Origin of the sequence: Halomonas lysinitropha (assembly GCF_902500215.1) — a bacterium.
Classification (GTDB): Bacteria; Pseudomonadota; Gammaproteobacteria; order Pseudomonadales; family Halomonadaceae; genus Halomonas; species Halomonas lysinitropha.
In genome coordinates this window covers 200,379-220,845 of record NZ_CABVOU010000039.1, presented here as the reverse complement: position 1 = coordinate 220,845, position 20,467 = coordinate 200,379, and the positions used below count along the sequence as shown (strand labels likewise).

Sequence of the window (20,467 nt, the reverse complement as noted above, 5' to 3'; positions counted from 1 at the left end):
CCCCTGCGCAGACGAGCCCTCAATGCAGCTCCCCGGCCTTCGGCTCGAACAACAGTTGGATATAATGGCGCAGCAACATGAGTTGGGTGGGCAGTATCTGCGGGTCGCCGGTGGCGCGACTCAGAACCAGCCCGCCCTCGATGATCGTCGACACCATGTCGGCCAAGACCTCGGTATCGACCGGCTCCCGTGGAGCATGCTGCACGACGATCTCGTCCAGGATGGCACTGAAGCGCGCTCGCCACTGCAGGACGATATGCCGGTTGAGTTCGCGCACATCGCGATCGAAGAGGCGCTCCTGGTAACAGTAGGTCGCCACCAGACAGCCGGGATAGTCCCCCGGCAGATCGCTCATCGTCTCCGCCAGCAGCTTGAGGCCTGCCAGGAAGCCATGGAGGGGGTCACCGGCCAGCTCGCGACCACGGGAAAAGATATCGTCCAACAAGGCATCCTCGCGCTCCATATAACGCTCAAGCAGCGCTCGCGCCAGCACGTTCTTGTCGTGGAAGTGGTAGAAGAAACCACTCTTGGTGATGCCCGCCTCGGCGATCAGCTCCTCGATGGAAGTGGCACCGAAGCCCTTCGCCAGTACCGCCGACTCCGCAATCGCCAGGATGCGTTCGCGGGTCGCTTCGCCCCTGCCCATCTTCATCACCACCCCGGTTCACCGTACCGGACGTCCAGTTTGGCGGCCCCGACACCCGCAAGGGCCGCACCGTTGCCGCCTACACCTGACCTATATAGCTGATTCTAGTCGAGACTCCCCGGCGTGTGAGAACCCGACCACGGGTTCACTAGCCGCACCCCCGAGTTACGCCCAAGCTGCTGGTAGGAAAGCCGGCCCCCGGCTGCGCTCACCAACACCAACAGGAGGGACAAATCATGACGGCACCCCATGACACAACCCCGGCCCTTGCCACCCTCGATGAACGACACGTCGAGGCCTTCGCCGACCGCCTCGTGGACCACCTCAATGGCGGCGCCTTGAGCTTGATGACCTCGCTCGGTCATCGTACGGGCCTCTTCGACACCCTGGCCGACATGCCACCGGCCACGAGTTCCGAGGTTGCCCAGCGTGCCGGTCTCGCCGAGCGCTATGTCCGCGAATGGCTGGGCGCCATGACGGTTGGCAACATCGTCGAGCACGACCCGGCCGCCGGCACCTACCACCTGCCGCCAGAACACGCTGCCTGCCTCAGCCGACGCTCGCCCACGGACAACATCGCGGTGTTCGCCCAGTACATACCGCTGCTCGGCAGTGTGGAAGACGACATCGTGCGCTGCTTCCACGAGGGCGGCGGCGTGCCCTATGAACGCTTCGGCCGCTTCCACGAGATCATGGCCGAGGACAGCGGGCAGTCGGTGGTACTGGCGCTGGAGTCGCACATACTGCCGCTGATACCGGGACTCCTCGAGCGCCTCGAGAGCGGTATCCATGTGCTCGACGCCGGCTGCGGCAGCGGTCGGGCCCTCAACACCCTGGCACGCCGCTTCCCGCGGAGTCACTTCATCGGATATGACCTCTCCAAGGAAGCCATTGCCAAGGCTCGCCGGGAGGCAGACGAGCTCGGCAATACCAACGTGGTCTTCGAGGTACGCGACCTGACCGACTTCGACCGCACCGCCGAACCGGCCACCTTCGATCTCATCACCACCTTCGATGCCGTGCACGACCAAGCCGACCCGCCTGCCCTGCTCCGCGGCATCCGTCGCGCCCTGGCCGATGACGGCATCTATCTGGCCCAGGACATCAAGGGTTCGAGCCATCACCATCAGGACCGCGGCCACCCCATCGGACCGCTGCTCTACACCCTTTCCTGCATGCACTGCATGACGGTGTCGCTGGCCCGCGGTGGCGAAGGACTCGGCGCCATGTGGGGCCGGGAAAAGGCGCAGGCGTACTTCCGCTCTGCCGGTTTCAACGACATAGAGATTCACGAGCTCGATCACGATTTTCAGAACTACTGGTACGTCTGCCGGCCCTGAATCGCCCAGGGGCCTCCGACCACGACGTGGCACCTGCCCGGCGCCATTCAGGCGTCGGGCTCTCGACACGGGACAGGGACTGGTGTGTCCCTGCCCGAACGTTGCACTCCTGCCCAATGGCGCTCGCCGGTAGCTTGGAGCTGGCGGCGGGGTGAATCGGCCCAGTCAGCTCCGTGTGGCGTGCACGAATGCCGCCAGTTCCATATTGAAGGGTTGGGGATCTTCCAGGAACGTCATATGAGCAGCCGCTTCGTACCAGGATGACTTGGCGCTTGGACAGACCGCCAGGATGTGCTCGGCCATGGCAGGCAGGACATGTTGGTCCAGCCGGCCCTGCGAAACCAGTACCGGCACCTGCATGTGCTGAAGGACGTCGTCACAGTCGATCTCCCGCATCAGCAGAGCGGCCCGAACCTTGGCAGGAACGATGATGTTGTATGCCAGTGCATATTCGAAATCCACCGCCGCCATGGGGCGGGCGACCAATTCCCGAACGAACTGCCGCATTGCCTCGATATTGGTCGGCAAATCCGGCTGCGTCGCCGCCTCGACATGGGATCGGGTCGGAGGGGGCTAGCCCCCGTCTGCCCACACCACCAGGCATACGGATCCGTACCATGGCGGTTGGTCAAGTGTTAGCAAACCGCTTCATGTAGAAGCTTACACCCCGGAAGCCCTGGGCATGCCACCAGCGGTTGTTCATCGCGAATCGTGTTAGATGGAGCTGGGCCAGGAACTGAACTGGTCTAATTGTAGCGGGGAGTGCATCATCAACCTCCCCACCACCCAGCTGACCGACGCCGTGATCAGCATCGGCAACACTAGCGGCGCCAGTGTCGACAAGTTCGAATACTTCGACCTCAGCGCCGAGCCGACCGAGCCGGCCGAGCCGGCCGAGCAGGCGAATCGACGAGTGTCACGCCCACTTCGAGTGTCGCCTCTTAGACGACAGGCTCGTCGACCGCTACGACTTCTTCATCTGGGAAGTCGTAGCGGCACAGGTGGCGCCGACGCCGGCCCATCCGCAGACCCTGCACTACACCGGCGACGGGGTCTTCATGGTCGCCGGCGAGGTGATCGACCGACGCCACCAGTTCCTGCCCCAGATGCAGTGAGGCCCGACCTTCCCCGGCTGTGTTGCCAAGGGGCTGGCCCCCGCCCGGCGCGGTGACGTCTTGATCAGGCTTACCCAGCACTAGGGTTCGGCCACCGGCAGTGCCAAGGACATCGCCTGTCGCTCGTCCTCATCGCCGGCGATGGGGCGCCCCACGGTAAGCGCCTCGCGCAGCGCGGGCGCCATCTCCCGATAGGCGATATCGGCCCGGGCACCGAGGCCGTCCAGCACCTTGGTGAAGAAGGCCCGCGCGGCGGCCACGGCCACGATGTCGAAGATCTCGTCATCGCCGAGCCCGTGTGCCCCCAGCCGGTCGATATCGGCCTGAGTCACGCCGGCGGCGTCATCGGCCACCTTCGCGGCCAGTGCCATCATCTCCCGCTCCGCCGCGTCGAGCGTATCCCCGCCCTCGAGGATCGCCTGCAGCTGCGGCGTGCCCACCAGCCCCGCCAGCGCCTGGCCGTGGGCCAGCGCGCAATAGGAGTTGCCCAGTGCCCGCGCCGCAGCCAGGGTCACGAGCTCGAAGCGCCGCGGGTCGACGTGACGCCGGATGCTCCCCAGCAGGGCCGCCCAGCTCGCCATCACCTCGGGGCGATGGCAGAACACCCGGGCATAGTTGGGCAGGTAGCCGAAGTGGGCCTGCTGGCGCCGGTACATCGCCTGTACCTCGCCCGAAGCCTGCTCGGGCGCAATCGTGTCGATGAAGCTCATCTCGTCGTTCCTCCCGGTCATGCCGCGCTAGTGCGCGGATGCAGCCACCCCGGCAGCAGCGCATAGGGGTCGATCTCCACATCGCGGCGATAGGCGATGCCGCTGGCGTCCAGACGCCGGCGCAACGAGCCGTCCCGCCAGGCATCGAAGAGCTCGGTGCAGCCCCCGATCGACTCGCCGCCGACAAAGATCCGCGGGATGGTGGTGGCCCCGGTGCGCTCGGCCAGTACCGCGCGAATCCTGCCGCCCAGGTCGCCCTCCTGGTAGGCCACCGCGTCGAGGTCGACGCTGCGGTACTCGATCCCCAGGCGTGCGAAGAGCTTGCGCACCGACCAGCAGAACTCGCACCACTCCAGGGCGAACATTACCACCGGCTCGGTGGCCACGGTCTCGTCGACGAAGCGCTCGGTCTCGGGATCCAGCGCCACCGGCGCCGCGGATGTCGCCTCCGCCGGACGGGGCGGCGCCGCGGGGGCATCGAAGCGGTAACCCGGCGTGGAGCGCGACAGGGCAAGCTCCTCGTCGCTCATCGCCTCGCCGATGCCGTCGAACAGCGGGGTGGAGAGGTAGCGCTCGCCGGTGTCCGGCAGCATGCAGACGATGTTGCTGCCGGGCGGTGAACGGCGCGCCACGTCCAGCGCGGCGGCCAGGGTGGCCCCGCTGGAGATGCCGACGAAGATACCCTCGCGGCGGGCCAGCTCGCGGGACAGCCTCAACGCCTCGTCGCCCGCCACCGGCACCACCTCGTCGACATGCTGCGCCGCCAGGGCCTCCTCGGTGAGCCGTGAGATGAAGTCCGGGCTCCAGCCCTGCATCAGATGGGGGCGGAAGCGCGGATGGCTGGCCGAGGGGCTACCGCCGGCATCCCGCGGCTGCGCGATGCCGCTGCCCAGCAGGGCGGCGTTGTCGGGCTCGGCAACGACCACGCGTATCGCCGGGTCCGTCTGCTTGAGCACCCTGGCCACCCCCTTGAGGGTGCCGCCCGTGCCGAAGCCGGTCACCCAGGCGTGCAAGGACTCCCCGCGGAAGTCGTCGAGGATCTCCCGGGCCGTGGTCCGCGAGTGCACCTCGGCGTTGGCCTCGTTCTCGAACTGACGGCAGAGGAAGTAGCCGTGGCGTTCGGCCAGTTCCACCGCCTTGTTGAGCATGCCGGTGCCCTTCTCGGCCGCGGGGGTCAGCACTACCCTGGCCCCCAGGAAGCGCAGCAGCTTGCGCCGCTCCACGCTGAAGCTCTCCGCCATGGTCACCACCAGCGGATAGCCCTTGCTCGCGCAGACCATGGCGAGCCCGATGCCGGTGTTGCCGCTGGTCGCCTCGATCACCGTCTGGCCAGGGCGAAGTACGCCGTCGCGCTCCGCCTGCTCGATCACCGCCAGGGCCATGCGGTCCTTGACCGAGCCCATGGGATTGAACGCCTCGAGTTTCACGTAGAGGTTCACCCCGGCGGGGGCCAGCCGGTCGAGCCGCACCAGCGGCGTGCGGCCGATGGTGTCCAGAATACTGTCGTAGCGTGCCATGTCGCTGCTCCTCGTTAGGGGGATCGGTGCCTTGCAGGGTCAGCCTGCGCCGCCGCCGAGGGAGCGGGCGTGGTAGCCAGCGTGGTATTTTCAGGTCACGCCCCGCGGGCGCGGCCGCCAGACGCGCTATACTCAAGGGTGGTCTCTCTCCTGGGAGGGGGCAGGCGATGAACACACTGACCCTCAACGTGCTCGGCGATCTCGAGGTGGTTCGGGATGGCCGGGTGCTGACCCTCCCGCCGTCGAAGAAGACCCGCGCCCTGCTGGCCTACCTGGCGATGAGCGACCGCCCCTTCTGTCGCGAGCACCTCTGCGACCTGCTGTGGGAGATTCCCGACGACCCCCGCGGCTCGCTGCGCTGGAGCCTGTCGAAACTGCGCCGGCTGGTGGATGAACCGGGCCGGCCGCGCATCATCGCCGACCGCCTCAGCGCGGCGCTGGATACCGGCGACCTGGATGTCGACCTCCTGGCCCTACATGGTGTCCAGGGGGAGGCACTCGAACAGGAGGAGATCGCACGACTGGAGCGCATCGCTGCCCGCTATCGTGGCCCCTTCCTGCAAGGCCTCGATCTGCCGAACTTCCACGACTTCCACAGCTGGTGCCTGGCCGAGCGGGAGCGTGCCCTGCGAGCCCAGGTCGCGCTGCTCTCGGTCCTGGTCCGCCGCCTGGCCGAGGCTCCCGAACGGGCCCTGACCCATGCCCATGCGCTGGTCCGGCTGGCACCCTTCGACGAGGACGCCCGCGCCCACCTGGTCCGGCTGTTGATGAGTCTCAACCGCCCCCGGGAAGCGGAACAGCACTGCCAGCTGGGGTTGCGCCTGCTCGGCGAGGCCGGCATCCCCTCGACCGGCGCCCTGCTGCGCGCCCGACGGACGCCGCCGGCCGTTCATTCCGCCACCGGCCCCCCGCTGCACCGCCGGGCCAACGAGGCGCGGTCGCAGGCGGCTGCCCCCTCGCCGGCAAATCCTCCGAGCGCCGCGCTGCCCGCCTCCCTGGAGGGAGAGCCTCTCGAGGGCGAGCCCCTTGAGGTGTTGCGCTGGGCCGCGCTGCTGGGCGCCTGTCCGAATGTCGCCGTATTGGCACGGCTCAGCGGCCTCGAGGCCCAGCGCATCGGCGCGGCCCTCGAGGCCGCCGAGCGACGCGGCCTGCTGCAGGCCACCGAACACGGGCTGTGCTTCGCCGACGACGCCCTGCCGCGCCGCCTCTACGAGGCGATCTCCCCGGCGCGCCGCCAGCTGATGCACCGCCATGTCGCCGAACAGCGGCTCGGCGATGCCCACCTCGACCTGGACAGCGCCGCCGAACTGGCCCACCACGCCCGACGCAGCGGTGACCCGGCGCTGGCCGCCGAGGCCCTGATCGCGGCCGGACGCGCCTGCCTGCGCTTCTTTGCCAACGACGAGGCCCTGCACCTCGCCCGCCAGGGCGTCGAGATGGCCGAGCGACTCACTGGCGCCCGCCGGGTCTGTCTGCTGATCGAGCTGCGCGACGTGATGCTCCATGCCGCCCCCCTGGCGGACTGGCAGGACACTGCCAGGGAACTGGTGACCCTCGCCGAACAGGCCCTGGAGCATGGTGCCCTCACCCATGCCCGGCTCGGCTACCAGCTTGCCAGCCAGGTTCGCTGGTCCCATGGCCAGTGGCGGGATGCCCACGAGGAGGCCCTGCAAGCCGAGCGGGTCACCCACAGCGCCGACGACCGCGACCAGATCGTCGCCATGGCGGAAACGGCGAAGTGCCTGGCGATGCTGGAGCGTGACCTCGACCGGGCCGCCGGGATGCTCGACGACGCCCGCATGCTGGCCGACCGGCAGCGGCTGAGTCACCCCGCCATTTCCATGGCCCTTGCGCTGATGCGCTTCCACGACAACCGGCTGGAGGAAGCAGAGGGACACTTCAAGGAGGCGCGAACCCTTTGCAAGGCCAGCGGTGATCGGCTCGGCGAGTTCCAGGCCAACGAGGGCCTGCTGATGCTGGAGCTCGAGCGAGGCCGCTTTCCCGAGGCCCTGAAGCGCGGCATCACCCTCGCGGAGATCGGCGAGAAGCTGCGCGAGGGCAGCGAGGCCCCCTTCGCCTGCGCCGCCCTGGCGCTCTGCCGCTATGCCCTGGAGGACCAGGCGCTCCCCCTGGAGACCGCCCTGGCAACGCTGCGTGACGCCGACGCCAAGCACCGGCTCTGCTGCCTGCTGATCCACGCCGCCCGGCTCGACCTCGAGCGTGGCCGGGCGCTCGACGCCATCGCGCGGGCCGGGGAGGCCCTGACCCACGCCCGGACCCTGGAGCGTGCCACCGAGCAGCTGCTCGCCCACGGCGTGCTCGCCGAGGCCCACCGGGTGACCGGCAGCATCGACGCGCAGGGCCAACATGCCCAGGCGGCGACCGAGATCGCCCAGCGGCCTGTCGCCCGCTGGGCGCGGCTTAGGTCGGCGGCCCTGCTGGCTGACACCCGGCCGGAGGACACCGCATGATCGACCTCGTCCTGGAGCGCCGTTTCGCGACACCGCTCAGCGCCGAGCTCGTCAGGACGCTGTCGGAGGCGGCGGAGAGCTGCTTCTCCCTTCACCGGGTCGCCTGGGAGGGCAGCCTGCTGGCGCGGGACGGCCGACGCATGGTCTGCCGCTTCCGGGCCCCGGACGTCGAGTCCGCACGCAACGCCCTGCGCCAGGCCGGCGCCGAGATCACCACCCTCTGGCCCGGCACGATCCACGACGCGCCGGGACTCGACACCGGGGCACTCGCCGCGGCCAACGTGCTGGTGGAGCGTGCCTTCGCCGCGCCGGTCAGCCTCGCGGCGATCCAGGCCCGCGAGGATGCCGGCGCGGCCTGCCTGCAGAACCACCGGGTGCGCTTCGTGCGCACCCTCTTCTCGCGGGACGCCAAGCGCATGCTCTGCCTCTACCGGGCCCCCGATGCCGAGTCGGTGCGTCTCGCCCAGCACCAGGCCGGCATGCCGCTGGAGCGTGTCTGGGCCTTCCAGACGATCCTCCCCGGCCTCCCGGTCGATTCCACGCCCGTCCCCTGAAAAACCACGGCCTCTCCCACGCCGGCTCCCACGTCCCGGCCCCAGAGTCGTGCCTGACGGGTGAGCCCACCCGCCATACCACGACAACCCGAGGAGAGACCACCATGCAGACCGCCATCCGCGAGATCGACAACGGCGTCAACGTCACCGCCCTGCTGGGCGCCCGCGAGGCCCTGTCCCAGGCCCCCGAGGCCGCACGCTTCACCTGGCGCGCCAGCTGCGACTGGGTGATGGGCACCCACAGCCGCGCCACCGTCGAGGGCTTCCACGGCCTCGGCGAGGAGCAGCACCACAAGACCCGCTTCGCCTTCGATACCGACCACCCCGAGGTCTTCGCCTCCGAGGACCATGGCCCCACCCCTGTGGAGTATGTGCTGGTGGGCCTCGCCGGCTGCCTGAGCGCCGGCGTTGCCGCCGTCGCCCAGCACCGCGGCATCCAGCTCCGCTCGGTGCGGGCCCGCCTGGAGGGCGACATGGATATCCAGGGCATCCTCGGCATGGACCGCGACGTGCGCAACGGCTTCGACGACGTTCGGGTCACCTTCGAGATCGATGCCGACGCCACCCGCGAGGAGGTCGAGGGCCTGGTCGCCCAGTCACAGAAGCGCTCGGCAGTCTACGACATCCTCACCAACCCCACCCAGGTCTCGGTGCAGGTGAAATGAGCAACGCACATCCCGGACGGCGGCCCCGCCCGCCCCGCGCCGTGACCGTGGTGGTCATCGGCGCGGGCCAGGCCGGGCTCGCCATGAGCCACTACCTCGGCCGGGCCGGCATCGAGCATGTGCTGCTGGAACGTGGCGAGGTGGGCAACGCGTGGCGCCATGAGCGATGGGACTCGCTCAGGCTGCTGACCCCCAACTGGCAATGTCGTCTGCCCGGGCTCCGCTATGCGGGGCCCGACCCTGACGGTTTCATGGCCATGCCACAGGTGGTCGACTTCTTGCTCGACTATGCCCGGCGATGTTCGGCCCCAGTTCAGGCCGGCACCAGGGTGCTCTCGGTCCGCCAGGCAGACGACGGCTACCGGGTGATCACCGAGCGTGGCGAGTGGCGCTGCCGGGCGGTGGTGATCGCCAGCGGCGCCTTCAACCTGCCCGTGATACCTCCCCTGGCCAAGGCACTGCCGGCATCGGTCGACCGCCTGACGGCGCGGGAGTACCGCAACCCGCAGCAGCTGGCGCCCGGGGGCGTGCTGGTGGTGGGGGCCTCGGCCAGCGGGCTGCAGCTCGCCAACGAGCTCCAGCGCGCCGGCCATCCGGTGACCCTGTCGGTGGGCGAGCATGTGCGCCTGCCACGCCGCTACCGTGGAAGGGACATCCAGTGGTGGCTGGAGGCGGCCGGCATCCTCGACCAGCGTATCGACGAGGTGGACGACATCGAGCGGGCCCGCCGCCTGCCCTCGCCACAGCTGGCCGGCGGCGACATCCCCGCCACCCTGGACCTGAATGCGCTGAGCGCACGGGGCGTCAGGCTGGTCGGCCGCCTGGTGGGCCTGCAGGACACCCGGCTGCAGTTCTCCGGCTCGCTGCCGGCCCACTGCGCCGCGGCGGACCTCAAGCTGGGACGGCTGCTCGACACCCTCGATGCCTGGGCGCGGATACGCGGGCTGGATGGCCGCCTCGAGGCACCGCAGCGCTTCCCGCCAACCCGCCTGCCTGACGCCCCCTGCCTAGGGCTGGACCTCGCCGATGGCGACATCCGCACCGTGCTGTGGGCCACTGGGTATCGCCCCGACTACAGCTGGCTGCAGGTGCCGGTGTTCGACCGCAAGGGACAGCTGCGCCACCACGGCGGCGTGGTCGACGCCCCGGGCCTCTACGTGCTGGGCCTGCCGTTCCTGCGCCGGCGCAAGTCGAGCTTCATCCACGGGGCCGACGACGACGCCCGGGAGCTCTGCGACCACCTCGCCGCCTGGCTGGCCGGGGGGCAACGCCAGGGCGCCATGCCCCGGGGCCTGTGTACCGCGATCGGTGCGTGACCTCGCGCCTGCACGTGCGCGAAGGGCGGCGCGGGCTCAACCTTCCGGCTTGCGCGCGGTGATGGTCCAGGAGCTTGAGCCCATGACGATCTTGCCGTCCTGCTCGAAGGGGGCCAGGGCTTGGCGCAGCGCCTCCTCGATCTGCGGGCGCTGCCGCTCGGCCTCCTCGCCGGCCTCGCGGAACACCTCCCCGGCCGGCCCCAGGGCGAGCTGGAAGCGCATGGCGTTCTCCACCGAGTCGCCCACCTCGACCGGCCCGTCGTTGCGTTCGAAGGCGATGTTCTCGAAACCGGCGATCTCCAGCTGCTGGGTGACCACCTCGGGATTGGCCATGGAGAAGGGCCCCGGGCCACAGGTGCGGGCGTCCTCGCCGGGCGGTGGCAGGAAGTCCAGCACTACCTGTTTGGGCAGCCCCAGCCAGGGGTTGTCCTCGATATCGCGCCAGACGATGAACATCAGCTCACCGCCCGGCTTAAGGGCCTTGTGGACGTTGCGCATGGCCACTACCGGATGTTCGAAGAACATCATGCCGAAGCGCGAGAAGCAGAGGTCGAACTCAGGCTCGAAGGGGTAGCGCTCGACATCGGCGGCAATGAAGCGCACGTTGTCGACGTCCGCCTCCGCGGCGCGGCGCTGGGCGTCCTCCAGGAACTGTGCGACGCAGTCCAGGCCCAGGACCTCGCCCCGAGGACCGGTGCGGCGCGCCAGCTCGATGGCGGTATCGCCCCAGCCGCAGCCGACATCGAGGATCCGGCTACCGGGTTCGATATCGAGTCGCGTGAGCGGAATCCGGCTGTGGTAGCTCAGACCGTTCATCAGGATGTCCTGGAAGCGATCGAACTTGTCGGCCAGGGTGTCGTTCCAGAATTCGACGTATTCGCTGGTGGTTTGCGTGGTCTGTTGCATGGCGTACCTCCGGGATGGAAGCCATGGGAGTCGCGGCGTCTCGCACCGCAGCACGTCGACGGGGCATCACGCTGACACGATCCGCCGTCTACCTATCAGTTCTAGCAGCTGGTCTCCCTTTCTGCGGCTCCTATCATGATTCAGGCCCATGAACGGGCCAGGGTCTGTCGAATCTGATGAACAGCCAGTATTTCAGTACGCGATTACCTTATACCAGGCGGATTGGGCTCATTTCCGCTAGCGACAAAGCAGAGCTTTTTGTACATCAAGAGGCCACTCGTGAAGCCCATAAGTGAAAAAAAATCTCACATCGAAACCATTCAGCTTACGCGCCGCAGGCTATAATTAAGCAGCCCAAGCCAGACCTCCCTGACGGCGATCACAAGACCCTGCACACAGGCCATGAACGAGTGCTCCTGATGAACCCGCGTGTCCTGCAGGGACGCTTTCCTTGCCCTCTCGAGATCCACCAGGCCGACGGCACGGTGCCTACCGGCAAGGCGTGGCGCCGTAGGATCCACCTCGGTATCGGGCGTCACTCGGCACCCAGGATCGGATACCGATGACCGTTACCGCCTAGATACCTCAACGAGGCAATGACCATGAAACTCATGGCATGCAGTTCGGCCCTGATCATCGCACTGCTGTCCATCTCTCCCGTTATGGCAGCAGATTCGGTGTATCTGGAAGAGCGTACGAAACGCCTTCACGAAAAGGCGAAGACATCCACCGTGGTACCGACAACAATGCAACAAAAGGTAGGAACGCGCACAACGGGAGCAAGAGCGGTACCGGCGGCGACAAACACATCCCCCGATCCCTGGTGGCGCTGACACCCAGCGCTGTATATCAAGCGCTCCCCGGACAAGGACCATGGTGGATAAGCAGCAGTCCCCTCACCGCCACGGCTCGCCATCGAGCCGTGGCGGCTTCCTGTTGCCCCGAGGGGAACCCGCAGCGTTCCGGTAACCGAGTACGCTGTCTTGCCGGCGCACGGGCGAACAGACATCGAGCCGTCTCGACGCCATAACGGGAACGCTCAGCAAAATCCGCGTGAACCCTCGCCCACTCGGGCGGGGAGGTAAGCGGGCAGCGCGGTAGCGCTGCTGGGGTTGCCCGACAGGATAAGACGACATACGCTGTACATACATCCATGCTATGTGCTTCGTTATGTTGAATGCCACGAAGATACGCATCTACCCCACGACCGAGCAGGTGGCGTTTCTGAACCGCCAGTTCGGCGCGGTGCGTTTCTGCTACAACACCGGCCTTCGCATCATGTCCCATCGCTACAAGCGCCACGGCCACTCGTTGAGTGCAAAACACGACATCAAAAAACTGCTGCCGGTGGCCAAGAAGTCCCGCCAGTATGGCTGGCTGAAAGAAGCGGATTCCATGGCTCTCCAGCAGTCGTGCATCAATCTCGACCAAGCCTTCCAGCGCTTCTTCGACCCCCATCAAAAGACGGGCTACCCGCGCTTCAAGAGCAAGCGGGGCAAGCAATCCAGCTACCACTGCGTCGGCGTCAATGCTGGCGATAGCTGGATCAAGGTGCCCAAGCTCGGGCCGATCAAGGCCAAGGTGCATCGCAAGGTTGAGGGCAGGCTGAAAAGCATCACCCTGACCCGGACGGTCACCGGGAAGCACTACGCCTCGCTGCTCTACGAAACAGAACAGGTCGCCCCGGCACTGCTGAAGGATGTAGACGCTGCCGGTGTCGTCGGCCTCGACATGGGGTTGTCGCATCTGGCCATTGACTCCACCGGCCGCAAGATCGCCAATCCGCGCTTCCTCAAGCAGGCGCAGAAGAACCTCAAGCGCAAACAGCAGGCGCTGGCCCGCACGAAGAAGGGCAGCGCCCATCGAGCTAGGGCACGGCTGCTCGTCGCCAAGGCGCACGAGCGGGTGGCCAATGCCCGCAATGACTTCCAGCACAAGCTCTCTCGACAGATTGTTGACGACAACCAAGCGGTGATCGTCGAGACGCTGAAGGTCAAGAACATGATGAAGAACGCCAGGCTCGCCAAGCACATCGGCGATGCGTCATGGCATGCCTTGACGGCCAAACTGGACTACAAGGCCAAGGAGCAGGGCAAACATCTGGTCAAGATCGACCCGTGGTTTGCCAGCTCCCAGACCTGCCATGTCTGCCAGCACAAGATGCACGCCATGCCGTTGAGTCTCCGGTCGTGGGAGTGCCCCGCCTGCCACACACAGCACGACCGGGACATCAACGCGGCGCTGAACATCAAGCATCAAGGCATAGTGAAGTTGAAGGCGGAAGGGCTGTCCGTCACTGCCCATGGAGGCTTGCGTAAGTCCGGCATGTCGCCGGCTGCTGCCTGAGAAGTGGGAAGCCTCGCCCGTGGCGCGTCAGCGCTTAGGGCGGGGAGCAGTCACGCGTTATAGACCACCCGCTCCAGCTCGCTGATGTCATAGCCGCCCAGCGCCTCGGCGCGCTCGGCAAAGCGCGTCTCACGGGCGAAGGCCAGCAGCCGCTGGATCGGCGGCTCGAAGTAGCTGCGCCGCCGGAGGGCCAGTTCGAAAGCCTCCTCATGCAACCCCACGAAAGCCAGTCCCTGACGGCGCGCCGCCGCCTCGACGCCTAGCCCCGCATCCGCCTCGCCCTGGCGGATCGACAGCGCCAGATCATCCTCGTTGAGCGACGGATGCGGGGTAAAGTGCAGCCGGCCGGTATCGATCCCCGCCCGGGCCAATAGCCAGGTCAGCAAACGCTGGGCTCCGGCATCCGGTTGTCGGTGAGCCACGCGCACTGTGTCCCTAACCAGGTCCTCGAGGCCGTTGATGCCCAGGGGATTGTCCGGCGCCAGCAGCAGCCCCTGGCGACGCCTCGCCCAGCGCACCATGACCAGGTCGCGCATGCCGCCGAGCCCCAGGGTCTCGGGCCGGTTGTAGCTTCCGCTCCGGGCGTCCAGCAGGTGCATGCCCGCCACCATCACCTCGCCGGCCAGCAGGCGCCGCACCCCGTCACCGCTGCCGTGGCAGAGCAGCGCCAGTCCCGCCCCGCTCTCGCGCACCGCCCACTCCAGCAGCGGGTCCTGGCTGCCCGCCAGCACCACGGGCACCGGCCGGCTACTGGCCCGGTCGCCCTCCAGGTGGTTCATCAACCACAGATCGATGCTCTGGCGCGGAAAGAGCAGCTTGCCGGTCACGCGCACGCAGGGCATCGCTCCCTGGCGCACCAGGTCATAGACCTTGCGCTCCTTGAGGCGCAGGTAATCGGCCACCTCGGCGGTGGTCAGGTAGGTGCGGGACGCACTCCCCCGGTCGGTTTCCCGCATGCAGGCCCCCTTGGCGGCAATGATGTCGTTATCCTGCATGGTACTGCATGAATTCCTGCGTTGGATGCGCCTTGGCGATTTAACGCACAAGATGCAGGGAGAGCGCAGGAGAGCCCGATGCCCGACGATGCCAACGCCTTCCAGACCGCCCTGGCCCTGATCCTGGGGGGCGATCCCGATCTGATCGGAATCGTGGCGCTGTCGCTGCAGGTTTCGCTCTCCGCGGTGCTGATCGCCGCGCTGATCGCCCTGCCGCTCGGTGCGGCGCTAGCCCTGTGGCGCTTTCCCGGCCGCGGGGCGGTCATCGTGATGCTCAATGCCCTGATGGGGCTGCCGCCGGTAGTGGCCGGGCTGGCGGTCTACCTGCTGCTCTCCCGGGCCGGGCCCCTGGGCGAGTTCGGCCTGCTCTTTACCCCCGGCGCCATGGTGATCGCCCAGGTGATCCTGGTGCTGCCGATCATCGCCGCCCTGACCCGCCAGCAGGTCGAGGAGCTACACGGCGAGTACCGCGAACAGCTCACCTCGCTGGGCGTCTCGCGCCCGCGGCGCATCCCCACCCTGCTGTGGGACGCCCGCCTGGGGCTGACGACCGTGATGCTGGCCGGCTTCGGCCGGGCCAGCGCCGAGGTCGGGGCGGTGATGATCGTCGGTGGCAACATCGACGGCGTCACCCGGGTGATGACCACCGCCATCGTGCTGGAAACCAGCAAGGGCAACCTGCCCCTGGCGCTAGGGCTGGGCATGGTCCTGCTCGTGCTGGTCGCTCTGGTCAACGCCGCCGCCCACCTGGTGGGCGAGACGGCACAGAGGCGGCTGGGATGAACGACATGCGGCGGCTACCCATGGCAGCCATACCCTCGCTCGCCCTGGAGGGCGTCGGCTTCACGCATCGCGGCCAGACCCTGCTGCATCCCCTGGACCTGCGCCTCGCCGGCTGCCAGCGCACCCTGGTGATGGGCCCCAACGGTGCCGGCAAGAGCCTGCTGATGCGCCTGGCCCACGGCCTGCTGGCCCCTTCCAGCGGCCGCGTGAGTTGGGAGGGCCGCCCGCCCCGCCAGGCGATGGTCTTCCAGCGCCCGGTGCTGCTCAAGCGCTCGGCGCTGGCCAACCTCACCTATGTCCTGGCGATCAACGGCACGCCCTATCGTCGGCGCAAGCCCCTGGCACGCGAGGCGCTGGAGCGCTTCGGCCTGGCGACCCTCGAAAAGCGCCCGGCCCGGGTGCTCTCGGGGGGCGAGCAGCAGCGTCTGGCCCTGGCCCGGGCCTGGCTGGTTGATCCCGAGGTGTTGTTTCTCGACGAGCCCACCGCCGCCCTCGACCCGGCCGCCATCCAGGCGGTGGAGTCCGCCGTGGGCGATTTCCATCGGCGCGGCACGCGCATTCTGATGACCACCCACGACCTCCAGCAGGCTCGACGCCTGGCCGACGACATCGTGCTGCTCTTCGGCGGCCGACTGGTCGAGCACAGCCCGGCCGAGCGTTTCTTCAGCGATCCGCAGACCCCGGAAGCCAGAGCCTTTATCCGCGGCGAGCTGGTCTGGTGACCGCTCGCGCCCCCTGCGCCACTCCCGAAGGAGGGAAGAACATCATGAAGAAGGCAGGACTCACCCTCGTCGCCATCGGCCTGGCGGGGCTCTCGCTGGGCGTCTCGGCCCGGGACGAGGCGCCCTACATCATCCTGGCCTCGACCACCTCCACCGAGGCCTCGGGCCTCTTCGACGCCATCATCCCCCCCTTCACCGAGAAGACCGGCATCGAGGTCCGGGTGGTCGCCGTGGGTACCGGCCAGGCCTTCGAGATCGCCCGCCGGGGCGACGCCGACAGCCTGCTGGTGCACGACACCGCCGGCGAAAAGCGCTTCGTCGAGGAGGGTTACGGCAGCGAGCGCGCCGATGTGATGGCCAACGACTTCGTGCTCATCGGCCCCGGCGAGGATCCGGCAGGCATCAGCGAGGCCGACACCGTGGAGCAGGCCTTCACGCGCATTGCCGAGGCCGCGGCGCCCTTCGCCTCACGCGGCGACGACAGCGGCACTAACCGCGCCGAAAGGCGCCTCTGGCAGGCCGCGGGCGTCGAACCGGGTGGCGAGTGGTACCGGGAACTGGGCAGCGGCATGGGCCCGACCTTGAACACCGCCGCCGGCATGAACGCCTACGTGATGGCCGACCGCGCCACCTGGGTCGCTTTCGACAACCGCCAGGACCTGGAACTGCTGTTCGAGGGCGACGAGGCGCTGTTCAACCCGTACGGCAGCGTGCTGATCGCTCCCGAGCGACATCCCCACCTCAAGCACGACCTCGCCGAACAGTGGCATGAGTGGCTGCTCTCCGAGCAAGGCCAGGCCGCCATCGCCGACTTCGAGGTAAAGGGCCAGCCGCTGTTCTTCCCCAGCGCCGCCGAATGACCCTGTAGGGTCAGACCCTTCAGGATACTTAAGGGTCTGACCCCAGCCCCGCCAGCAGGCCCGCCAGTTCGTTGCAAAGAAAGCGCGACTCGACGCACTCGTCCAGGTGTCCCTCGGCAAAGCGCAGCAGCCCCAGCGCCGCATGGGGCAGCCGCCGGTCGCGGCGCACGATGAACTGCCAATGGCTCTCGAGGGGCAGACCCGCCACCGGCAGGATCACCAGGTCCGGATGCTCCGGCGGCAGCACGTGCTCGGAGAGCACGGCGAGCCCCATTCCCGAAGCCACGCCGACCCGGATCGCCTCGTTGCTGGCCATCTGTAGCGTCGGCCCCAGGGTCAGCCCCTGCTCCTGCAGCCAGCTCTCGAAAAGCATCCGCGTGGCCGAGCCGGGTTCGCGCAGCAGGAAGCGCTCGCCCAGCAGCTCGCTCATCGCCACTTGGTCGCGTCCCGCCAGGGGGTGGCCCTGGGGCGCCACGGCCACCAGGGGGTTGCGCAGGAAGCGGCCAGCCCGGGCATGGGCCAGCGAAGGGGGATGGCTGAACACGTAGAGGTCGTCGTCCTGGCGCTCGAAGCGGGTCAGCACCTGGCGACGGTTGCCGATATGCAGGGTGACGTCCACCTCGGGGAAGGCGCGGCTGTAGGGGCCGAGCAGGCGCGGCAGCACATACTGGGCGGTATTGACCAGGGCGATGGAGCAGCGCCCCCGTGCCCCGCCGCGCAGCGAGGCCAGGTAGTCTTCGACGTCGTCGAAGCGCCCCAGCACCTCGCGGCTCGCCCGATAGAGCTCGCCGCCCGCCTCGGTAGGCACCAGGCGCCCCTGGCGGCTCTCCAGCAGCGGCTCGCCCACCGTCTCGGCCAGGCGGCGCAGCTGCTGGGAGACCGTGGGCTGGGTCAGGTGAAGCCGTCGCGCCGCCTCGCTGACCGAGCCGGCATGCACCACCGCCACATAGACCTGCAGCAGGCGGAAGGTCAGATGTCGGATGTTCATTGCGGCAGTGCCCCGGCTTACATAGATGATTATCCATGATGCAGTGCCAAAGAGTTTATTGGAATCAATGACCCGAGCTTCGCAGAATGCGTGGCGTTTTCCTCCGCTACCCGAGACCCTCCGATGCCCGATATCGTGGTGATGTTCTTCCTGCTCGGCCTGCTGGCCGGGCTGGTGAAGTCCGACCTGACCATTCCCAAGGCCGCCTACGACACCCTGAGCCTGCTGCTGATGCTGACCATCGGCCTCAAGGGCGGCATGGCGCTCTACGGCAACCTGGGCTGGTCGCTGGTGCCCGAACTGGCCGCCGTGGCGGCGCTCGGCGCGCTGATCCCGCTGGCCCTGATGCCGGTGCTGCGCCGCCTCGCCCGCCTCTCCGCCGCCGACAGCGCCAGCATTGCCGCCCATTACGGCTCGGTGAGCGCCGGCACCTTTGCCGTGGCGCTGGCCTTCGCCGAGAGCCGCGCGCTGCCCATCGGCGCCGAGGTCACCCTCTATCTGGTGATGATGGAGCTGCCGGCGATCATGGTCGCCATCGCCCTCTACCGCCGCCATGCGGGCAAGAGCTCGGGCGAAGCGATGCAGGGGATCTGGCACGAGACCCTGACCAACCGCGGCGTGATCCTGCTGGCCGGCGGCGCGGTGATCGGCGCCATGTATGGCCCCCAGGAGGGCGCCAACGTCACCGAGCTCTTCACCGGTGCCTTCCATGCCGTGCTCGCCCTCTTCCTGCTGCAGATGGGCCTTACCGCCGCCGAGACCCTGCGCCCGATTCCCTGGTTCCACTGGCGCCTGCTCACCTTCGCCCTGGTGGCCCCGCCGCTGCTGGCCATGGCCGGTCTGACCGTCGGCCTGGCGCTGGGCCTGCCCCAGGGCTCCCTGCTGATTCTCACCGCCCTTGCCGCCAGCGCCTCCTACATCGCCGCGCCGGCCGCCATCCGCACGGCGATCCCCCAGGCCAACATCGGCCTGGCGATGCTGGCCTCGCTCGGCTTCACCTTCCCGCTCAACGTGATCATCGGCATCCCGCTCTATCACCAGCTGATCACCTGGCTGACGGCTTGAGCTCCCGAGACCGGCCACCAGGCAGTGGCCGGTCTCACTCCTCGCCACTCACTCCTCACTCATCACCCCTCGCCCTGCTTTCGACATTCGTCGTAGCGGTAAGAACCTGCACTTTACGTTAACGTCAACCTCGCCTAATCTTGTGCCATCTGCCATCTTGATGGCACCACTTTGCCTGTGGCGCCGACCGCCCGAGCGATCGGCGTCTCACCTGACAAGAACGGGAGCCCGCCATGCAAACGCCCTACAAGCCCCTCGATTTCGGCCTCGATGACGAACTGAACATGCTGCGCGATCATGTCAATGCCTTCGCCCGCGACGAGATCGCCCCGCGCGCCGCCGAGATCGACGAAAAGAACGAGTTCCCCAACGATCTCTGGCAGAAGTTCGGCGACATGGGGCTGCTCGGCATCACCGTGTCGGACGAGGACGGCGGTAGCGGCATGGGCTATCTGGCGCACTGCATCGCCATGGAGGAGATCTCCCGGGCCAGCGCCTCCGTGGGTCTCTCCTACGGCGCGCACTCCAACCTCTGCGTCAACCAGCTCAAGATCAACGCCAGTGCCGAGCAGAAGGCCAAGTACCTGCCCAAGCTGATCAGCGGCGAGCATATCGGCGCGCTGGCCATGTCCGAGCCGGGCGCCGGTTCCGACGTGGTCTCCATGAAGCTGCGCGCGCGCAAGGATGGCGACAAGTACATCCTCAACGGCAACAAGATGTGGATCACCAACGGCCCCGACGCCGATGTCCTGGTGGTCTACGCCAAGACCGACCCGGAGGCCGGCTCCAAGGGGATCACCGCCTTCATCATCGAGAAGGACATGCCCGGCTTCTCCACCGCCCAGAAGCTCGACAAGCTGGGCATGCGCGGCTCCAACACCTGCGAACTGGTGTTCCAGGACTGCGCCGTGCCGGAAGAGAACATTCTCGGCGAGCTGGGCAAGGGCGTGCGCGTGCTGATGAGCGGCCTGGATTACGAGCGCACCGTGCTCGCCGCCGGCTCCATCGGCATCATGCAGGCAGCCCTGGATGTCGTGGTGCCCTATGTCCACGAGCGCAAGCAGTTCAACCAGTCGATCGGCGAGTTCCAGCTGGTGCAGGGCAAGATCGCCGACATGTACACCACCCTGAACGCCTGCCGCGCCTATCTCTACGCCGTGGCGGCCGGCTGCGACCGCGGCCAGACCTCCCGCAAGGACGCCGCCGGCGTGATCCTCTACTGCGCGGAGAAGGCCACCCAGGTGGCGCTGGACGCCATCCAGCTGCTCGGTGGCAACGGCTACATCAACGAGTACCCCACCGGCCGCCTGCTGCGCGACGCCAAGCTCTACGAGATCGGCGCCGGCACCAGCGAGATCCGCCGCATGCTGATCGGCCGCGAGATCTTTAACGAAACGGCATGATCGGTGACTTCTCGCTGTAGGAGCCTTGCGTGCAAGGCGATGGCAACGGGAGCTTATCGCGCTGC

The 20,467-nt window shown here is 67.8% G+C and carries 19 protein-coding genes; 12 read left to right on the top strand and 7 right to left on the bottom strand.

Annotated elements, in window-relative coordinates; translation table 11 throughout:
• Nucleotides 1-19: 19 nt before the first annotated feature.
• Entirely contained in the window at nucleotides 20-646 is a 627-nt protein-coding gene (locus HALO32_RS12575; RefSeq protein ID WP_151444213.1) for a TetR/AcrR family transcriptional regulator, read from the bottom strand.
• Nucleotides 647-882: 236 nt separating this feature from the next.
• Here HALO32_RS12575 and HALO32_RS12570 point away from each other — a divergent pair, with 236 nt between their 5' ends.
• Nucleotides 883-1,986 carry a class I SAM-dependent methyltransferase gene (locus HALO32_RS12570; RefSeq protein WP_151444212.1) on the top strand — a complete coding sequence of 368 codons (1,104 nt, stop codon included), beginning with the start codon at nucleotides 883-885 and terminating at the stop codon, nucleotides 1,984-1,986.
• Between the two features lie 165 nt (nucleotides 1,987-2,151).
• Here the strand turns inward: HALO32_RS12570 and HALO32_RS12565 are convergent, their stop codons facing one another.
• The gene (locus HALO32_RS12565; RefSeq protein WP_151444211.1) at nucleotides 2,152-2,514 is read right to left on the bottom strand and encodes an alpha/beta fold hydrolase; all 363 of its coding nucleotides are present in this window, start codon (nucleotides 2,512-2,514) and stop codon (nucleotides 2,152-2,154) included.
• A 305-nt stretch (nucleotides 2,515-2,819) separates the two neighbouring features.
• Here HALO32_RS12565 and HALO32_RS12555 point away from each other — a divergent pair, with 305 nt between their 5' ends.
• Nucleotides 2,820-3,101, top strand: a complete 282-nt coding sequence (locus HALO32_RS12555; RefSeq protein WP_225809990.1) for a flavin reductase — start codon at nucleotides 2,820-2,822, stop codon at nucleotides 3,099-3,101.
• Between the two features lie 80 nt (nucleotides 3,102-3,181).
• On the opposite strand, the gene HALO32_RS12550 is transcribed toward HALO32_RS12555, so the two are convergent.
• Together HALO32_RS12550 and cysK are read right to left on the bottom strand one after the other, a co-directional pair.
• Nucleotides 3,182-3,811, bottom strand: coding sequence for a carboxymuconolactone decarboxylase family protein (locus tag HALO32_RS12550; RefSeq protein ID WP_151444210.1), 630 nt, complete (start codon nucleotides 3,809-3,811; stop codon nucleotides 3,182-3,184).
• Nucleotides 3,812-3,828: 17 nt separating this feature from the next.
• Nucleotides 3,829-5,328, bottom strand: a complete 1,500-nt coding sequence (gene cysK / locus HALO32_RS12545; protein ID WP_151444209.1) for a cysteine synthase A — start codon at nucleotides 5,326-5,328, stop codon at nucleotides 3,829-3,831.
• 167 nt (nucleotides 5,329-5,495) lie between these two features.
• On the opposite strand from cysK, the gene HALO32_RS12540 reads away from it, so the two are divergent.
• The 4 genes from HALO32_RS12540 (at nucleotide 5,496) to HALO32_RS12525 (ending at nucleotide 10,334) form a co-directional block, all read left to right on the top strand.
• Nucleotides 5,496-7,799 carry a hypothetical protein gene (locus HALO32_RS12540; protein ID WP_151444208.1) on the top strand — a complete coding sequence of 768 codons (2,304 nt, stop codon included), beginning with the start codon at nucleotides 5,496-5,498 and terminating at the stop codon, nucleotides 7,797-7,799.
• Nucleotides 7,796-8,353 carry a nickel-binding protein gene (locus tag HALO32_RS12535; RefSeq protein WP_151444207.1) on the top strand — a complete coding sequence of 186 codons (558 nt, stop codon included), beginning with the start codon at nucleotides 7,796-7,798 and terminating at the stop codon, nucleotides 8,351-8,353. Before HALO32_RS12540 ends, HALO32_RS12535 begins: the two co-directional genes overlap by 4 nt.
• A gap of 104 nt (nucleotides 8,354-8,457) precedes the next feature.
• Nucleotides 8,458-9,018: an OsmC family protein gene (locus tag HALO32_RS12530; protein ID WP_192576502.1), complete on the top strand. Its 561-nt coding sequence runs from the start codon at nucleotides 8,458-8,460 to the stop codon at nucleotides 9,016-9,018.
• Nucleotides 9,015-10,334 (top strand): NAD(P)-binding domain-containing protein, encoded by a 1,320-nt coding sequence (locus tag HALO32_RS12525; protein WP_151444206.1) that lies wholly within the window; start codon nucleotides 9,015-9,017, stop codon nucleotides 10,332-10,334. The genes HALO32_RS12530 and HALO32_RS12525 overlap by 4 nt, the downstream gene beginning before the upstream one ends.
• A 36-nt stretch (nucleotides 10,335-10,370) precedes the next feature.
• On the opposite strand, the gene HALO32_RS12520 is transcribed toward HALO32_RS12525, so the two are convergent.
• A complete protein-coding gene (locus HALO32_RS12520; RefSeq protein ID WP_151444205.1) occupies nucleotides 10,371-11,240 on the bottom strand; it encodes a class I SAM-dependent methyltransferase in 870 nt (289 codons plus the stop codon).
• A gap of 1,170 nt (nucleotides 11,241-12,410) precedes the next feature.
• On the opposite strand from HALO32_RS12520, the gene HALO32_RS12515 reads away from it, so the two are divergent.
• The gene (locus tag HALO32_RS12515; protein WP_151444204.1) at nucleotides 12,411-13,586 is read left to right on the top strand and encodes an RNA-guided endonuclease InsQ/TnpB family protein; all 1,176 of its coding nucleotides are present in this window, start codon (nucleotides 12,411-12,413) and stop codon (nucleotides 13,584-13,586) included.
• Nucleotides 13,587-13,636: 50 nt separating this feature from the next.
• On the opposite strand, the gene HALO32_RS12510 is transcribed toward HALO32_RS12515, so the two are convergent.
• On the bottom strand, nucleotides 13,637-14,581 hold the full coding sequence (locus HALO32_RS12510; protein WP_225809987.1) for a helix-turn-helix transcriptional regulator: 945 nt from the start codon (nucleotides 14,579-14,581) through the stop codon (nucleotides 13,637-13,639).
• Between the two features lie 78 nt (nucleotides 14,582-14,659).
• Between HALO32_RS12510 and HALO32_RS12505 the strand changes: the two genes are divergently transcribed.
• From HALO32_RS12505 to HALO32_RS12495, 3 genes are read left to right on the top strand one after another with little or no spacing between them, the layout of a single operon-like run.
• Nucleotides 14,660-15,364, top strand: a complete 705-nt coding sequence (locus tag HALO32_RS12505; RefSeq protein ID WP_151444203.1) for an ABC transporter permease — start codon at nucleotides 14,660-14,662, stop codon at nucleotides 15,362-15,364.
• Nucleotides 15,365-15,384: 20 nt separating this feature from the next.
• The gene (locus tag HALO32_RS12500; RefSeq protein WP_151444202.1) at nucleotides 15,385-16,086 is read left to right on the top strand and encodes an ATP-binding cassette domain-containing protein; all 702 of its coding nucleotides are present in this window, start codon (nucleotides 15,385-15,387) and stop codon (nucleotides 16,084-16,086) included.
• Nucleotides 16,087-16,130: 44 nt separating this feature from the next.
• The gene (locus tag HALO32_RS12495; protein WP_151444201.1) at nucleotides 16,131-16,946 is read left to right on the top strand and encodes a substrate-binding domain-containing protein; all 816 of its coding nucleotides are present in this window, start codon (nucleotides 16,131-16,133) and stop codon (nucleotides 16,944-16,946) included.
• Between the two features lie 28 nt (nucleotides 16,947-16,974).
• Here HALO32_RS12495 and HALO32_RS12490 read toward each other — a convergent pair whose 3' ends face one another.
• Nucleotides 16,975-17,934 carry a LysR family transcriptional regulator gene (locus HALO32_RS12490; RefSeq protein WP_151444200.1) on the bottom strand — a complete coding sequence of 320 codons (960 nt, stop codon included), beginning with the start codon at nucleotides 17,932-17,934 and terminating at the stop codon, nucleotides 16,975-16,977.
• Between the two features lie 123 nt (nucleotides 17,935-18,057).
• Here HALO32_RS12490 and HALO32_RS12485 point away from each other — a divergent pair, with 123 nt between their 5' ends.
• Both HALO32_RS12485 and HALO32_RS12480 read left to right on the top strand, forming a co-directional pair.
• Entirely contained in the window at nucleotides 18,058-18,999 is a 942-nt protein-coding gene (locus HALO32_RS12485; RefSeq protein ID WP_151444199.1) for a sodium-dependent bicarbonate transport family permease, read from the top strand.
• A gap of 233 nt (nucleotides 19,000-19,232) precedes the next feature.
• Nucleotides 19,233-20,402 (top strand): isovaleryl-CoA dehydrogenase, encoded by a 1,170-nt coding sequence (locus HALO32_RS12480; RefSeq protein WP_151444198.1) that lies wholly within the window; start codon nucleotides 19,233-19,235, stop codon nucleotides 20,400-20,402.
• The last annotated feature ends 65 nt before the right edge of the window (nucleotides 20,403-20,467 follow it).